This window comes from Flavobacterium sp., assembly GCF_044357305.1.
In the GTDB taxonomy this organism is placed as follows: domain Bacteria; phylum Bacteroidota; class Bacteroidia; order Flavobacteriales; family Flavobacteriaceae; genus Flavobacterium.
In genome coordinates this window covers 41,760-58,165 of the sequence record NZ_JBIKPS010000010.1, presented here as the reverse complement: position 1 = coordinate 58,165, position 16,406 = coordinate 41,760, and the positions used below count along the sequence as shown (strand labels likewise).

14 protein-coding genes are annotated in these 16,406 nt (G+C 33.3%); 11 read left to right on the top strand and 3 right to left on the bottom strand.

Translation table 11 applies throughout. From position 1 onward, the window contains the following. Positions 1-648: a DUF6577 family protein gene (locus ACIQ2J_RS08360; protein ID WP_396168505.1), complete on the bottom strand. Its 648-nt coding sequence runs from the start codon at positions 646-648 to the stop codon at positions 1-3. 515 nt (positions 649-1,163) lie between these two features. Between ACIQ2J_RS08360 and ACIQ2J_RS08355 the strand changes: the two genes are divergently transcribed. Beyond that, a complete protein-coding gene (locus ACIQ2J_RS08355; RefSeq protein WP_396168502.1) occupies positions 1,164-1,757 on the top strand; it encodes an SOUL family heme-binding protein in 594 nt (197 codons plus the stop codon). A 205-nt stretch (positions 1,758-1,962) separates the two neighbouring features. Here ACIQ2J_RS08355 and ACIQ2J_RS08350 read toward each other — a convergent pair whose 3' ends face one another. Next, complete coding sequence (locus ACIQ2J_RS08350; RefSeq protein WP_396168500.1) at positions 1,963-2,139, bottom strand: hypothetical protein; 177 nt, start codon at positions 2,137-2,139, stop codon at positions 1,963-1,965. Between the two features lie 283 nt (positions 2,140-2,422). Here ACIQ2J_RS08350 and ACIQ2J_RS08345 point away from each other — a divergent pair, with 283 nt between their 5' ends. The 10 genes from ACIQ2J_RS08345 (at position 2,423) to ACIQ2J_RS08300 (ending at position 15,731) form a co-directional block, all read left to right on the top strand. Then, positions 2,423-5,740: a T9SS type A sorting domain-containing protein gene (locus ACIQ2J_RS08345; RefSeq protein ID WP_396168498.1), complete on the top strand. Its 3,318-nt coding sequence runs from the start codon at positions 2,423-2,425 to the stop codon at positions 5,738-5,740. 166 nt (positions 5,741-5,906) lie between these two features. After that, the gene (locus tag ACIQ2J_RS08340; RefSeq protein ID WP_396168496.1) at positions 5,907-6,536 is read left to right on the top strand and encodes a Crp/Fnr family transcriptional regulator; all 630 of its coding nucleotides are present in this window, start codon (positions 5,907-5,909) and stop codon (positions 6,534-6,536) included. 98 nt (positions 6,537-6,634) lie between these two features. Next, positions 6,635-7,210 (top strand): hypothetical protein, encoded by a 576-nt coding sequence (locus ACIQ2J_RS08335; RefSeq protein ID WP_396168494.1) that lies wholly within the window; start codon positions 6,635-6,637, stop codon positions 7,208-7,210. A 56-nt stretch (positions 7,211-7,266) separates the two neighbouring features. Then, a complete protein-coding gene (locus ACIQ2J_RS08330; RefSeq protein ID WP_396168492.1) occupies positions 7,267-7,467 on the top strand; it encodes a hypothetical protein in 201 nt (66 codons plus the stop codon). An 81-nt stretch (positions 7,468-7,548) separates the two neighbouring features. Further along, positions 7,549-9,147: a hypothetical protein gene (locus ACIQ2J_RS08325; protein WP_396168490.1), complete on the top strand. Its 1,599-nt coding sequence runs from the start codon at positions 7,549-7,551 to the stop codon at positions 9,145-9,147. 201 nt (positions 9,148-9,348) lie between these two features. Beyond that, on the top strand, positions 9,349-10,659 hold the full coding sequence (locus ACIQ2J_RS08320; protein WP_396168487.1) for a TolC family protein: 1,311 nt from the start codon (positions 9,349-9,351) through the stop codon (positions 10,657-10,659). Between the two features lie 155 nt (positions 10,660-10,814). After that, positions 10,815-11,903 (top strand): efflux RND transporter periplasmic adaptor subunit, encoded by a 1,089-nt coding sequence (locus ACIQ2J_RS08315; protein WP_396168560.1) that lies wholly within the window; start codon positions 10,815-10,817, stop codon positions 11,901-11,903. 49 nt (positions 11,904-11,952) lie between these two features. Continuing rightward, positions 11,953-15,186, top strand: coding sequence for an efflux RND transporter permease subunit (locus tag ACIQ2J_RS08310; protein WP_396168485.1), 3,234 nt, complete (start codon positions 11,953-11,955; stop codon positions 15,184-15,186). Positions 15,187-15,190: 4 nt separating this feature from the next. After that, positions 15,191-15,496, top strand: a complete 306-nt coding sequence (locus ACIQ2J_RS08305) for a hypothetical protein (RefSeq protein ID WP_396168482.1) — start codon at positions 15,191-15,193, stop codon at positions 15,494-15,496. Positions 15,497-15,545: 49 nt separating this feature from the next. After that, a complete protein-coding gene (locus ACIQ2J_RS08300; RefSeq protein ID WP_396168480.1) occupies positions 15,546-15,731 on the top strand; it encodes a DUF2892 domain-containing protein in 186 nt (61 codons plus the stop codon). A 58-nt stretch (positions 15,732-15,789) separates the two neighbouring features. Here ACIQ2J_RS08300 and ACIQ2J_RS08295 read toward each other — a convergent pair whose 3' ends face one another. Then, on the bottom strand, positions 15,790-16,269 hold the full coding sequence (locus ACIQ2J_RS08295) for a winged helix-turn-helix transcriptional regulator (RefSeq protein WP_396168478.1): 480 nt from the start codon (positions 16,267-16,269) through the stop codon (positions 15,790-15,792). Positions 16,270-16,406 lie beyond the last annotated feature (137 nt).

Below are 16,406 nucleotides of genomic sequence, written 5' to 3'. Positions count from 1 at the left end.
CTATTGCTGCCGTAAATTTGAAATTGTGTTTGTAAATTCAATTAAATTTTCTTTTTTCCTTCTCCTGTTTGCATAGCGTAGTATTTTACTTTGGTTTACAGTGTATTTAGTAAATGCAGTTTCAAAGATTGTTCGCATTTCAGAACCTTGCTGAGCAGAGAATGTTATTGAATCGCAAAATATATCAACCAGTATTTTTTCAATTGAAGCAGTTGTTATTCCGTTAACTTTAATAAGTGGAGCTTCGGAAATCAAAGGTTTTATTATAATGATTTGTTTATTATCAGGAGTGTATTTTTCAAGTATATCTGTAGTTGGTTCAAGAAAGACTGAAAAATTCAAATCTTTTAAAAAATAGAATATTGAATTCATTGCTTCTTTTTCTATTTCAAGTATATAATAAAACTTGAACGGTTGATGAATCATAAACTCATTAAGCGAAGCCGTATTCCAAATACAAATATCGGTGTAAGGATATTCCTTTTTAACTTTTGAATAAATTGATTTCATAAAAGGTGAAATTTCGGGAAGATAATTTCGTTCTTTACCAAATTTGAACTTTCCTCTACCAACCCGTTGAAGTATTCCATTTTGAATCATAGTATGTATTCGCCAATTGATAGTAGAGAGTTTTAACTCTTTCTCCATTTCATGGAAAAAAAATGCTATTTCTTTAGTTTCAAAAACATTTTTATCTTTGAACTGACTTTTAAATTTGTCAATATTTAATTTTTCTGTAGCGATAATAATTTTATTTTATGCAAATATACTAAAAACTATAATACGGCAGCAAACATAAAAAAGTGCCAATAATTAGTTTTATAAGTAATCCAATTTAAAGTACACTTATTGAGTGGCAAAATGACAATAAATGCTCGTTTTTGCAACAATCCTTAATATCTAAAGTGCTGTAAATCAGTATTAAGGCATGTTCATTTTCACACTGTTAATCAGAGGGTCCTTGGTTCGAGCCCAAGAGAGGGAGCAAAACAAAACCCGATACGAAAGTGTCGGGTTTTTATGTGTGTAAAAGGTTGTGCATAGTTTGTACAAAAAACTAAAAGGTACTAGTCAGAAACTTTGGAAGTATAAATTAAAATAAAAAAATAATCATTCCATGTAAGTTGGTTACATTTGCTAATTATCTTAAAATTTTATTCCAAATGAAAGCAGTAATTATCATTATTATTTCAATTTTTGTATTAATTGCAATAGCGCAAATTTATTTATCAAGAAGCACGAAACAAACAGAACAACACAGTTACAAGGTAATTAAGAAGTTTGACAAATTTGAGATAAGAAAATATGACCCCGCCTTGTTTTCGAGTGTAAAACTCAGCAAGAAAGGCTATAAAGAGAGCTCAAGTGAAGGTTTTGGTATATTGGCTGGGTATATTTTTGGTGATAATGAAGCCAACGAAAAAATCGCTATGACATCACCTGTAGTTATGGAATTAGGAGATACTACTAAAATGATGTTTATGGTTCCAAAAAATTATAATTTGAAAAATTTACCAAACCCAAAAAATAGTAAAATAGTTTTTGAAAAAGAGGAAGAAAAAATTATTGCCGCTATTCGCTTTGATGGATGGGCAGATGATGAAAAGATTGAAAAATATAAGACTATTTTAATGAATGAATTAGTCAAAGAAAAATTAAATTATATCAATAAAATTTCTTTTTTAGGTTACAACCCCCCATATGAAGTTATGAATAGACGAAATGAAGTTGTAGTTGAGTTAATTAACTATAAATAGTAACTCAACAATAATCATTTAAATGTAATAAACCTTTACTTCTTTGATTTTAAGAGAATTGAATAGGCAATCATCGCATCAAATTTGTAACTTTCTCCAATAGGGGGAGCAAAACAAAACCCGATACGAAAGTGTCGGGTTTTTTTGTTTATACACAATTCGAAATTAGCAAAATTTTTTATTGTTAATTTAAAACAAAGGTGTTTTATTTTCTATTTTTAAAGTCGAAAATTGCTCCGATAAAAACACCTATAGCTAATCCCAAACCCGAACCTGCTGCAATATTCCCAGAAATAATTCCATAGGCTGCTCCAAAAACTACTCCAAAACAAGAACCAAGAGCTATCCCGATTCCAGAATTTTTATTCCTATTTTTCTCCATAGTAAATTTTGAATTTAATAGATTTACAAATCTATTAAATGTGGCAATAGAATCAAACTCATTTAAATAAGTTAGTACAATATTTTTCTTAAAGTTAAGTAAATATTCATTTCACTAAAATTGTAACTTTCTCCAATAAGGGGAGCAAAGAAAATCCGACACGAAAGTGTCGATTTTTTTATACATTATATTGGATACACATGATTTTGTTTTGTAAACTACTGAATTGTCGTATATTGCAGCCGTTATTGTTTTAATTTCCCCCAATCTAACTACCATTATCATGAAGAAAATTTTACTTTTTTTATTTTTTATTGGTTTGCAAACGGCTTATGCACAGCCCCAAATTAATACCCCAACCAATTATAACTTATGTGATATAGACAATAATGGTTCGGAAGTTTTTTATTTGACCACCAAAAATTCTGAGATTTTAGGAAACTTATCCCAAAATGTTTATTCGGTAACGTACCATCTTAGTCAAGTAGATGCTGTTACAAATACCAATGCTTTATCAAGTCCGTATTTGTGTTTTTTTTCCGGACAAATAGTATTTGTTAGGGTTACACAAATTACAGATCAAACAAATTTTTCAACTACAACCCTAGGGTTGTATTTTAACCCTGCGCCAATTGCCAATACAATAACAACCACTTTTTGTTACAATCAGCAATGTTGGGATTTAACGCAACTAATTCCAGTTATTACTAATTCAGATCCTAGCTTGTCTGTTACTTTTTATACTATGCAAGCCGATGCGGAGTCTAACTCCAATCCAATAATGAATCCTAGTTGTTTTTTTAGTGCAACAACAATTCCAAATATTAATTTTTATTATTTAGTAACTAATACTCTTTCCAATTGTTCCGCAGTAGGAACTATAAACGCACAAATAATAACAAGTTGTCCTCCTGTAGATTGTATTCCTCCAGTTTTAACAGTAGGAAATGCCACTCAAACTAGTGTTAATGTAACTTACGTCCCTTCAGACCCAAATACAATTACAGAAATTGAAATTGCTGTTTATCCTATGGGAGCTCCAATTCCTACTCAAGGAGTTTTTTATGCTTCTAACAATATTGTTATAATAGGTTTAGATTGCGGTATCGATTTTCAAATAATTGCTAGAAAAATTTGTATTATTAATGGCATGACTGCAATGAGTTCTTGGTCTAATCCTATTGTTTTTACTACTCCTTCTTGCATTCCGCAATTTGGTCAACCTCAAAGTTTTACTACCTGTACCGACACCAACCAGTCTTGTTTTAATTTAACGGATAACAATGACGACATTATTGGAACTATGAATCCGAGTGATTATACTATAACCTATCATAATTCAGGTACGGAAGCAGAGTTCAATATTAATCCATTAAGTTCTCCTTATTGTGCCAATATTGGAAATACACCAATTTACGGCAGAATATCTTATAACAATAATCCAGGGCAATATTTTACCACCGTGTTTTATTTAAATGTAAGTGCTTATGGCTACAATCAAACGCCAATTCAACCACTAGAGCAGTGTGATGATGATGCTAATGGAATGATTACTTTTAATTTAACTTCTGTTCAATCCCAAATCAATACTTCCAACTCATTACAATATTACACTTCATCACAAGATGCAGAAGCTTCACAAAATGCTATTTTTAATCCAAGTGTTTATACTGTAAATGTGCAAGGAAATATAATTCCAATTTTTATTAGAGAAACAATTGTTAATGCTTGCGATTCTATTTATTCTTTTAATTTAAGAACTTTCGCTAATTGCAACAACGCATCGGTTTGTAGTCAGGCAAATTCTTTATGTTCTTCCTTAGGAGTTCCGTTTCCTAATACTACTAATTTGCCTTCAACAGGCACTATGGGTTGTTTAAGCACTACTCCAAACCCTACTTGGTTTGTAATGCCAATTAGCCAAGCTGGGAATATCAATTTAATGATCCAACAAAGTACAGATGTTAATTTTAGCATGTCTAACTTAGATGTAGATTATGTGGTTTTTGGGCCATATTCTAATCCAACAACTCCCTGTAATGGTCAGTTAACTCCAAACTACATTGCAAGTTGCAGTTACTCTCCTAATAATGTGGAGTATCCTATAATTCAAAATGTACAACCTGGACAGTTTTATCTTATTATGGTTACAAATTATAGTAACTCCTCAGGGTATATCAAAATTACGGATTTAGGTGGTACTTCTACCGGAGGAATTAACTGCAGTGGATTGCGTTTAAATGCCTTTTTAGATAGCAACAGTAATGGCGTTAAAGATGGGGGAGAGCAAAATTTTCCTTTAGGACAATTCCATTATGAAATGAATAATAACGGAACGGTTCACAATATTTCAAGCCCTGCTGGAGTTTATAATTTGTATGATATTAATACCAATAATTCCTACAATCTTAGTTATACTATAAATTCTGATTACTTGTCTAATTACAATTTAACAACGGCAACTTACAATACTATTCATGTTACCAACGGAGCAGGAATGTTACTTTATAACTTTCCAATTACCGTTTCACAAAACTATAATGACCTATTAACAGCTATTATTCCAATGAATGCTCCAAGACCAGGATTTATTTATGAAAATAAAATAGTTTACACTAATCTAGGAAGTCAAACAGTAGCGTCAGGAATCCTAACCTTTGTTATGGATAGCAATGTTAGTATTACTAGTGTATCGCAATCTGGAGTAACACTATTGGCAAACGGATTTACCTATAACTTTACCAATCTTGCGCCGTTTGAATCTCGCACTATTTCGGTATGGATGCAGGTGCCAACTATTCCAACAGTTATTGCAGGGCAATTATTAACGAATACTGCTGCTATTACTCCTATAGCTGGGGATATTGTTCCAGCAAATAACAACAGTAGTTTAACACAAATTATAGTAAATTCGTATGATCCAAACGACAAAATGGAATCGCATGGAGAGAAAATAGTATTCAATTCCTTTTCTTCAAATGATTATTTAACGTACACCATTAGATTTGAAAACACAGGATCAGCAAGTGCTTTAAATGTTAGAATAAATGATATTTTAGATGCAAAACTAGATGAAACCTCCTTGAGAACCATTAGTTCAAGTCATCCTTATGTACTAGACAGAATTGACAATAAATTAAATTGGAAATTTGATAATATTCAACTTCCGGTATCTATTGCTAATACATCTACAGGAAAAGGATATGTTACCTTCCAAGTTAAACCAAAACCAGGATATTCCGTAGGCGATAGTATTCCAAATACCGGTTTTATCTATTTTGATTTTAATCCGGCAATTATCACAAACACTTTTAATACAGAGTTTATTGCACTATTAGCAATGCAAGAATTTGCAAACAATAATTTGATTGTTTATCCAAATCCTGCCAAAGAAAAGATAACAATACAAATGACAACTTCTAATTTTATTAAGGACATTAAATTAATTGATATGCTTGGAAGAACCATTAAAGAGGAGCATTTCACTTCTTCTAATTTATCAGAAACACTTCAATTAAAAGAAGTTACTAATGGAACTTATTTTATTGAAGTTACTACCGATTCAAACAAAAAAGAAATTAAGAAAATCATAGTGAATTAGAACTGTTTAAAGCAACGGAGTGGGTCCAATATATTAAGAGCTTTTACAGAAATGTGAAGGCTCTTTTTTTAATAAATTTCGTCCTTTGCATAGGGATTCCAAAATTAAAAAGGAATTAAATACATTTTGGCTTACCTTTATAAATTAGAAAATTAATTATAAACCCATGAAAGACTTACTCCACCAAATCTACGGAACCATATTAGAAGAAGCGCTTCTTAACGAAATTCAACAAGTAGCAATGCTAAAAGAATTCAAAGAAGGAGATGTGATTATTGACTTTGGGGATTATATCAAAAAAATGCCACTCCTTCTTTCAGGAGCCATAAAAATTTTACGCGAAGATTTTGACGAAGGAGAACTGCTACTTTATTTTATTGAAAAAGGAGATACGTGTTCCATGTCGATGGCCTGTTGCCTTGGCGATACTAAAAGCGAAATAAGAGCCGTGGCAGAAACCAATGGTCAAGTGGTCATGATTCCAGTAATGTACATGGAATTATGGCTAGGAAAATATAAATCTTGGCGCAACTACGTCTTTGCTAGTTACAACAATCGTTTAAAGGAAATGCTTACTGCAATTGATAATTTAGCATTCATGAATATGGATAAACGTTTGCTGAATTACCTTTTAGAAAAGTCTAAAATCAACACCACAAAAGAAATTAACACTACCCATCAAGAAATTGCCTACGATTTAAATACGTCTCGAGTAGTTATTTCTAGATTATTGAAAGCCCTAGAAAAAAACGGAAAAATTAAATTACACCGCGCTTATATTGAACTTATAAGTTAAATTCCATTTCTGTTTTTAATTCATTTTCTTCTCTGTAATAGTGTTCCTGTAAAAGGAATTCTACCAACTTATTTTTGTTTCACAATCAGAACTAAATTATGAAGAAGAAAAAACTCTTTTATACCAACGAAACACTTTTGGCTTCCTTTTTAGTCCTAGCCAGGACACCTCTTGTATTTCTAAAAGTAATTGTTGCAAAAAGTATCCGAGAAGAATTTGCAAATAAAAATCGCAGAGAAAACCTACCTCTCTGCCAAAGCAGATTACCAAAATCCTATTTTCCATTTTTTGTAACAAATGTCACATACCATATAAATAATGCCTTGTATTTTTGTAAAATGAAATACTTTGCAATTTTACTGTGTTTTTATTTCAATGCACTTACCATTCTTCCATCGGTTAAGGTACTAAAAATGCAATTTGCTGAAAAACAGCAATCTTCATGCACAAGTTCTACTTCTGATTGTGAACCAACAAAAGGATGTGAAAAAGAAAAATGTTTGTTAAACTACAGTTTGAATAACCCAACTTTTTTAGTTTTTACTTCCACTTATGTTTTCCTGAATAATAGTGTTTTTATTCCTAAAAAAGAACCTGTTTTTTATCACAAAAATTTCATTTCTAATTATATTGTAGCTATTTGGCAACCGCCAGAATCATTTTTTATTTCTTAAATCAATGTAATTTAATAATTACAAAATCACAGTTTAAAAATTTAAAATATACAAAAATGAATAAATTAGTTTCAACATTAGCAACACTAGCTTTATTATTTTCAATGAATGTAAACGCCCAACAAGAGCCAAAACAAAAAAAGAAAAAAGCTAAAACCGAAAAATCTTGCTCAACAGATGAAAAAAAATCTTGTGGAACAGGAGAGAAAAAAGGTGGCTGTTGTGCTTCTAAAAAAGTAGAAGAGAAAAAATCATAAATTTCTATTATAATAGTTAAGTATAGTGTCAGTTTTTAATTGACACTATACAACTATTGTATAATCTTAAAAATAATTAAAATGAAATCACTTTATAAAATTGTATTTCTTTTAATCTCAAGTTTGGCTTTTTCGCAAAATACTTTTGATTATCAAGTACAATTAAATCCGATAACTATTCCTAATTTTCCTGGAATACATTCTTACGCATTTGCACAACACGACGGAAAATGGCTGCTAATTGGTGGAAGAATTGACGGAATTCATGCCCGCCAACCCTTTAACGCATTTCCTGTATCCAGTAATAACACCAACCTCTACGTTGTTGATATTGCCACGAATCAGTTTTGGTCTGCATCGGTAAATTCGCTTTCAACGGCTTTAAAAGAACAACTTCAAGCAACTAATTTCAATTTCTTTCAAGACGACACTACGTTGTATGTAGTTGGTGGTTATGCTTTTTCGGCAACGGCAAACGACCATATTACATTTAATAAATTGACTTCGGTTGATGTCCCTAATTTAATCAATGCGGTAATAAGTGGCGCACCAATTACTAGTTTTTTTAAACAAATGACCGATGAGAATTTAGCAGTAAATGGCGGACATTTAGCTAAAATTGGCAGTACTTTTTATCTAGTTGGTGGACATCGTTTTGACGGAAGATACAACCCAATGAACAACCCAACTTTTGTACAAACCTATACTAACAGTATCAAACAATTTACTATTGATAATTCCGGCACTCAATTGAGTATTTCTAATTATCAAGTCGTTACCGATGCCGTTCATTTACACCGAAGAGATTATAATTTGTTACCGCAAGTTTTCCCAAATGGTGAATTAGGATATACCATTTCATCAGGCGTTTTTCAAATAAATGTCGATTTACCATTTCTATATCCTGTCGATATTAAAGCGTCTGGTTATTTCCCTCAAACTTCTTTTAATCAATATTTGAGCAATTACCACAGTGCGATATCTTGTTTGTATGATGTAACAGATAACAGAATGCACAATTTATTTTTTGGTGGAATTAGCCAATATTACTATAATGGAACAACATTAATTCAAGATATTACCGTTCCATTTGTAAATACAATTAGTAGAACTACTCGCTTTGCCGATGGATCCTTACAAGAATACCAATTGCCAGAAACAATGCCTGCTTTGAAAGGTGCTAGTGCCGAATTCATCCCAAATAAAACGTTACCACATTACTCTAATGAAGTTATAAAGCTTAGTGAAATAACTGCAAACGAGTTTGTTATTGGTCACATAGTTGGTGGTTTGTCTAGTCCTACAACTAGTCCTTTTACTAATAATCAAACCAGTACAACTTCTGCTAATGCAACAATTTATGAAGTAAAATTAATTAGAAATCAACCTTTAGGGGTTCAAGAAATTGATGGGAAAAACCCTTTTTCAATGACCGTTTCGCCAAATCCAACTCAAAACGGCATGGTAAAAATTAATTTCAAAATGGCTTATACAACTTCCATTGATTATTTTGTAACCTCGTCGGATGGTAAAATAATTACCGATGGCGAAATTACCGATGCCAAACAAGGAGATAACGCAATGAATTTTGAACTGGATTCTGTTTCCAATCAAACCATTATAATCACTTTTATTTTTGATAATAAATTCTATGTTTCCCAAAAAGTAATGGTAAAATAAGCATAATTTTTTTGATAAAATAATAGTTAAACATTTAAAGGCTTAATGAAACTTAATGCCTTAATGGTTCAAATTTAAATTAAGTAACTAAAGCATCCAATTTCTTGGATGCTTTTTTTGTGTCAAAATTCACTCTGTAACACTTGTTACTGTGGGAGCAAAAGTAACGTTCTACTTTTGCTTCATAATCAGAACTATATTATGAAAAAACAACTCATTTATATCACCGGAACACTTTTGGTTTCCTTTTTCGGCTTTAGCCAAGACACCTTGTCTATTTCGAAAAGTGAACTATTGCAAAAAATTTCTGAAAAGAATTTGCAAATTAAAATTGCCGAAAAAAACTACCAATCTGCAAAAGCAGATTACAACCAATCGCGCGCTTTGTTTTTACCTAACATTGCCGTTTCCCATACCGGGATTTCAACAACTAATCCCTTGATGGCTTTTGGTTCTAAATTGAATCAAGAAATTTTATCGGCATCCGATTTTAATCCTGCCTTGTTAAATGATCCTACTAAAACTCAAAATTTTGCAACCAAATTTGAAATCCAACAACCATTAATTAATATGGATGGAATATATGGAAGACAAGCTGCTAAAACTAAAATGGAAGCCTTTCAATTGCAAACAGAACGAACCAAAGAATATCTAGAATTAGAAGTTTTTAAATCCTACATGCAATTGCAATTGGCATACAAAGCAGTGAAAGTTTTAGAAAAAGCGAACACCACTGGGAAAGCCAATTTGAAATTAGTTCAGAATTATTTCCAACAAGGATTATTGCAAAAAACCGACTTGTTAAACGTTCAAGTTCGAGTGAATGAAATTGCGAATCAATTGCAATATGCTAAAAGTAATGTTCAAAATGCATCCGATTATTTAGCGTTTCTATTGAATGAGGTCACCAAAGATAAAATATACAAACCTTCCGAAGCTTTAGAGAATACTATTGCAATTGAAACCATCAATGTTTCCTTGTCAGAAAACAGAAAAGACATTCAAGCCATGAATAAATCGACTACTGCTTACCAAAAAATGTATATGTCTAGCAAAATGAACTTTCTACCAAGATTAAACGCTTTTGGAAGTTATGAAATGTACGACAAGAATTTCTTAGGCACTTCTGCCAAAGGCTATTTAGTTGGAGCACAATTGTCTTGGAATGTTTTTGATGGTTATAAAACGATTGGAAAAATGGAAAAAGCCAAAGCTGATTTTCAAAAAGCCGAAGTGGAAACCGAGCAGTACAAAAAACAAAGCCAATTGGAATTAAACAAAACCAATCGCCAGTTGCAAGATTCCGAAAACAAAGTGAATCTTACCCAATTAGCTTTTCAACAATCGCAAGAAGCCTACAGAATTCGACAAAATCGTTTCACACAAGGTCTTGAAAAAACGACTGATTTACTACAATCCGAAACCCAAATGATCCAAAAAGAATTAGAACATTTACAAGCCATTTTCGAATATAATTTCACCAAACAGTATTTACAGTTTTTAACCAGATAAGTGACTAGTGATAAGTCATTAGTAATTAGAAAAAATCAGCATCAACTATTCACGTCTCGGCTCCCCTCTCCTTTGGTGAGGGGCCGGGGGTGAGGAAAAAAAACAAAACCATGAAATCAAAGATTCACGAAATCCAATTATTAAAAAATAGTAACATGAGTAAAATAACACTAATCCTCCTTTCAATTTCAACATTCTTATTTCTATCCTGCGGAAAAGAAACGAAAGAAACAACTACTAATGAACCTGCAATTGCTGTAAAAGTAAGCGGAATTTCTGCAGATACCAATGGCGAATTCGTAACCGCAAGCGGAAAAATTGAAGCCGAAAACAGCGCCAACGTTTCCACCAGAATGATGGGCTACGTAACCAAAGTCCATGTGAAAGTGGGACAAAAAGTTAGTGCTGGGCAATTATTAGTAAGCATCAACAACACCGATTTGCAAGCCAAAAAAGCACAAGTAGATGCCTCTATTTTACAAGCAACCTCTGGATACAATAATGCCAAAAAAGACTACGAAAGATTTACCGCATTATTCAATCAGCAAAGTGCTTCCCAAAAAGAATTAGACGACATGACTTCGCGCTACGAAATGGCAAAAGCCGGTTTGGAAGGTGCTAAACAAATGCGAAATGAAGTAATGGCGCAGTTTTCTTATTCTAATATTACGGCTCCTTTTTCGGGTGAAGTCACGAATACTTTTGTAAAAGAAGGCGACATGGCCAACCCAGGAATGCCTTTAGTAAGTATAGAAGGTGCATCACATTTGCAAGTAACTGCAATGGTTTCAGAAAGCGACATTACTTCCATAAAAAATGGAATGAACGTAAAAGTTTTGGTAAAATCTACCAACCAAGAGTTAGCAGGTAAAGTATCCGAAGTAAGTGGTTCGGCTAAAAATACTGGCGGACAATTTTTAGTAAAAATCAATTTGATAAACGCTGGAAGTAAAGTCCTTTCAGGAATGTTTGCCAATGTTCAATTTCCTATTGCAAATAAACCGCAAACCGCATTAGTTTCTTCTGATAAAGTAGTAGTTCCTGAAACTGCTTTGGTACGCCAAGGACAACTCACCGGAATTTACACCATCGGAAACGGAAACACCGCCATATTAAGATGGTTGCGCATCGGGAAATCCTTCGGAAATCAAGTAGAAGTGCTTTCTGGTTTATCTGCCAACGAGCAATACATCGTTTCAGCAGACGGGAAATTATATAATGGCGCTAAAGTGTCAATTAATTAGATTTTAATAATAAGAATTCTAAAAATCTAACAATCTAAAAATCTAAAAAATGCAAGAAGGTATATCCGGTAAAATAGCACACTTTTTCATCAACTCTAAATTGACCATTCTGTTAATGGTTGGTTTGATGATTATTGGTGTTTACAGTTCGTTTTTAATCCCAAGGGAAGAAGAACCACAAATTAATGTTCCAATGGCCGACGTAATGGTGGGTTATCCTGGTGCAAGTCCGAGTGAAGTGGAAAGTCGCGTGGTAAAACCATTAGAAAAAATACTTTCCAACATCAAAGGCGTAGAACACGTGCACAGTATGGCCATGAACGGCCAAGCGATGTTGATTGTACAATTTTATGTAGGACAAGATGTAGAACGTTCTTATGTAAAATTGTACGACGAGTTGGCGAAACACGAAAATATGTTTCCGCAAGGCGTTTACAAACCCATGGTGAAAACCCGTTCTATTGACGATGTTCCTATGTTGGGATTGACCATTTGGAGTGAAAAATTGAATGATTATGAAATTCGTCAAATTGCTGAAGAAGTTACCTCGGAAGTAGAAAAAGTAAAAGACGTTGCTATTACCCGCGAAATTGGTGGACGAAATCGCCAAGTAAAAGTGGTTTTAGATAAAGATAAAATGGCCGAAAACGGTGTGGACGCTTTAGGAATTATGCAAATGATTCAAGCCAATAACGGCAGTTCACAATCGGGAAGTTTTGTCAATAACGATCAAGAATATTTGGTTACAACCGGACAATTTTTAAAATCATCCGAAGATATTGAGAATTTAGTGGTGGGTGTCAATGCAAATTTGCCAGTGTATTTAAAACAAGTGGCTAAAGTAGAAGACGGACCTTCCACACCAAGCAGTTATGTTTCTTTTGGATATGGCAAAACCAACGAAAAATTCAAAACAGCAAAATCCGAATACCCTGCCGTAACTATTTCTATCGGAAAAGTAAAAGGTGCCGATGCCATGAAAATATCCGAGAAGATATTGGAACGCGTAGAGCAATTGAAGAAAACAATAATTACCAACGATGTTCATGTAGAAGTTACTCGTAATTATGGAGAAACAGCATCGGATAAAGTTGGCGAATTGTTGCTTCACTTAGGAATAGCCATTATCGCCGTTACCTTTTTAGTAATATTAGCCATGGGATGGCGCGGTGGATTGGTAGTGTTTTTCTCCGTTCCGTTAACCTTTGCCTTGACCTTGTTTGCCTATTATTTATTAGGATATACCTTAAATAGAATTACGCTTTTTGCCCTAGTTTTCGTGGTCGGAATTGTGGTAGACGATAGTATTATCATTGCCGAAAACATGCACCGCCATTTCAAAATGAAGCGATTGCCGTTCCAACAAGCAGCGATTTACGCCATTAACGAAGTAGGAAATCCAACCATTCTAGCCACATTTACGGTTATTGCGGCTATTCTTCCTATGGCATTTGTGTCCGGAATGATGGGCCCTTACATGAGTCCGATGCCAATTGGAGCTTCTATTGCGATGTTACTTTCCTTGTTTGTTGCGTTAACGGTAACTCCCTATTTAGGATACCATTTGTTACAAGAAAAAGAAGAACAAAAACACAAAGAAGAACAAGGTTTAGAATCCAATTGGATTTATAAAATTTATAACAAACTGGAACGTCCATTACTAGAAAGCAGTAAAAAACGTCGTCTTTTAGTTGGACTAACTGTAGTGTTATTAATAGGTTCTGTAATGATGTTTTTTACCAAATCGGTAATTGTAAAAATGTTACCTTTTGATAATAAAAACGAATTTCAAGTAGTGGTAGATATGCCCGAAGGAACTACTTTAGAACGCACTGCAGCAGTGACTCAAGAAATTGCGCAATACCTTTCTACCGTTCCAGAAGTGGTGAATTATCAAAACTATATCGGAACATCTGCCCCAATTACCTTCAACGGATTGGTTCGTCATTACGACATGCGTGGCGGTAGCAATATGGCCGATATTCAAGTAAATTTATTACACAAAGAAGAACGCGATATTCAAAGTCACGGAATTGCAAAAGAAGTGCGCCCTGAAATTCAGAAAATTGCTAAAAAATATGGTGCTAATGTAAAAATCATCGAAGTTCCGCCTGGGCCTCCCGTTTTATCAACTTTGGTAGCCGAAATTTATGGACCTAATTATAAAGACCAAATCAAAGTAGCCAATCAGGTGAAAACAATTTTGGAAACTACTTCGGATATTGTGGATGTCGATTGGATGACGGAAGATAATCAAACGGAATACAAACTAGAAGTGGATAAAGAAAAAGCGATGCTCAACGGAATTGCTCCGCAACAAGTGGTTGGAAATTTGACTTATTTGTTAAAAGAATATCCAATTTCTAATTTGTACGATGAAAATTCCAATGACAATGTTGGGATTGTCCTTTCGCTTGACGATAAAGATAAAACGAGTTTGCAAGACATTCAAAATTTGAAAATAAAAGGAAGTCGTGGTACTGTAGTTCCTGTTAGTGATTTGGTTAAAGTGGTTAAAGACACTTTGCAAAAAACCATTTACAGAAAAGACCAAAAACGTGTGGTGTATGTTACGGCAGATATGGCTGGAGCATTAGAAAGTCCGGTGTATGCTATTTTGGGGATGAATGAAAAACTCCAGAAAATGCACTTGCCAAAAGGCTATAAAGTAAACGAATTGTATATGGATCAACCCACAGATGAAAGTGATTTTACCGTAAAATGGGATGGCGAATGGCAAATTACCTTAGAAGTTTTCCGCGATTTGGGAGTGGCATTTATGGTAGTAATTGTAATTATTTACATGCTGATTGTAGGTTGGTTTCAAAATTTCAAAACGCCAATGGTAATGATGATGGCAATTCCACTTTCATTAATCGGAATTGTTTTCGGACACTGGTTATTAGGAGCATTTTTCACTGCAACTTCCTTTATCGGAATGATTGCTTTAGCCGGTGTGATGGTCCGGAACTCGGTATTGCTTATCGACTTTATCGAAATCCGATTGAACGATGGCATTCCATTAAAACAAGCCATTATTGAAGCAGGAGCCGTTCGAACAACGCCAATATTATTAACCACAGGAGCCGTAGTTATTGGAGCCTCCATCATATTATTTGATCCAATATTTCAAGGATTGGCCATCTCGTTAGTATTTGGAGCCATTGTATCCACCGTACTTACTTTATTGGTTGTTCCGATAATTTATTATGTTACCGAAAGAAAAAAATGGGAAACTACCCAAGATTCTGAGGAAAACCAAGACCAAGAACCTAATATTTAATATCATGAAATTACTACTAATAACCGCGATTGAATCCTTTGAAAAGGAAATCAAAATAATGCTTAAAAAAGCAAACGTTACAACCTATAGTTATAAAAAAGTAACTGGTTTTAAAGATATTTCGGAAGAAGCAATTGAAAATAATTGGTTTGCCACAGAAATTAATGAAACCGAATCTATTTTATTTTATGCCTTCGTGCCCAAAGAAAATGTGGATTTATGTTTTGATTTTGTAACCAATTTCAACGCCAAACAGGAAACGTTATCACATATTCATGTGGCAGTTTTAAACATTGAAAAATCAAATTAATAATTAATGCTTTGCGCCTTTGCGTCTTAGCGAGAAATAAAAAAACATTATGAAAAACAGAATCGTAAGAGCAATAGCAGGAACTTTTATCCTAATAAGTGTAATTTTATCTATTTATATAAATCAAAATTGGCTTTGGTTCACCGCATTTGTGGGGGCGAATTTACTACAATCTTCCATAACTAAATGGTGTTTGATGGATGATATTTTGACTAAACTTGGAGTGAAAGACTAAGAAGAATTTAGAAAACTATTTTCAAAACAGCAGTAAGCAATAGTTTACTGCTGTTTTTTCATGCTTTAACAGTTTTCTTTGTTTTGAGATTTTCAACAACTGGTGATTGAAATACATTCAGAAATTCAATATATTTTTCACGTCTAGAATTTATAAATGCTTCTCGATCTTGAAATATTTCAGCCTTTATGGCCATTTGAGACTCATTTAAAATAGCTTCAGAAAGCGATTCTATAGAAAACAAATACAGCTCTACAAGAAGCGGCAGCACACAAATTCCTTTTCGAGTAGCAATAAATGTGGCGCTTTTTTTAGTGCCTTTGGGGTTGAATTTAGAAATGAATCCTGCTTCTTCTAAATAAACCAATCGGTTGGTAAGAATGTTACTTGCAATTTTTTCTTTAGAATTTGAAAATTCTTTAAAAGTAGATTTTCGATGCAACAACATATCACGCAAAATCAACAACGACCATTTATCGCCAAATAAATCAACAGAAACGGCAATTGCGCAGGTAGATCTAAAATTATTGTTTGTCATGAGTTTATTAAAGAAATCGAATCTTTTTCAAAAGTAAATTATGGTGCAAAATTACTTATTAAAAAGTTTTAAAAAGCAAAATTAACAATTTATTAGTTTGTTGCTTGCAAATTAAAAGTAATTGTATATGTTTGCAA

Coding starts and splice junctions, on each gene's coding strand:
- ACIQ2J_RS08360 (WP_396168505.1), bottom strand. CDS start 648: ATGGAGAAAGAGTTAAAACTCTCTACTATCAATTGGCGAATACATACT.
- ACIQ2J_RS08340 (WP_396168496.1), top strand. CDS start 5,907: ATGAAAGACTTACTCCACCAAATCTACGGAACCATATTAGAAGAAGCG.
- ACIQ2J_RS08310 (WP_396168485.1), top strand. CDS start 11,953: ATGCAAGAAGGTATATCCGGTAAAATAGCACACTTTTTCATCAACTCT.
- ACIQ2J_RS08320 (WP_396168487.1), top strand. CDS start 9,349: ATGAAAAAACAACTCATTTATATCACCGGAACACTTTTGGTTTCCTTT.
- ACIQ2J_RS08345 (WP_396168498.1), top strand. CDS start 2,423: ATGAAGAAAATTTTACTTTTTTTATTTTTTATTGGTTTGCAAACGGCT.
- ACIQ2J_RS08305 (WP_396168482.1), top strand. CDS start 15,191: ATGAAATTACTACTAATAACCGCGATTGAATCCTTTGAAAAGGAAATC.
- ACIQ2J_RS08300 (WP_396168480.1), top strand. CDS start 15,546: ATGAAAAACAGAATCGTAAGAGCAATAGCAGGAACTTTTATCCTAATA.
- ACIQ2J_RS08325 (WP_396168490.1), top strand. CDS start 7,549: ATGAAATCACTTTATAAAATTGTATTTCTTTTAATCTCAAGTTTGGCT.
- ACIQ2J_RS08315 (WP_396168560.1), top strand. CDS start 10,815: ATGAGTAAAATAACACTAATCCTCCTTTCAATTTCAACATTCTTATTT.
- ACIQ2J_RS08335 (WP_396168494.1), top strand. CDS start 6,635: ATGAAGAAGAAAAAACTCTTTTATACCAACGAAACACTTTTGGCTTCC.
- ACIQ2J_RS08355 (WP_396168502.1), top strand. CDS start 1,164: ATGAAAGCAGTAATTATCATTATTATTTCAATTTTTGTATTAATTGCA.
- ACIQ2J_RS08350 (WP_396168500.1), bottom strand. CDS start 2,139: ATGGAGAAAAATAGGAATAAAAATTCTGGAATCGGGATAGCTCTTGGT.
- ACIQ2J_RS08330 (WP_396168492.1), top strand. CDS start 7,267: ATGAATAAATTAGTTTCAACATTAGCAACACTAGCTTTATTATTTTCA.
- ACIQ2J_RS08295 (WP_396168478.1), bottom strand. CDS start 16,269: ATGACAAACAATAATTTTAGATCTACCTGCGCAATTGCCGTTTCTGTT.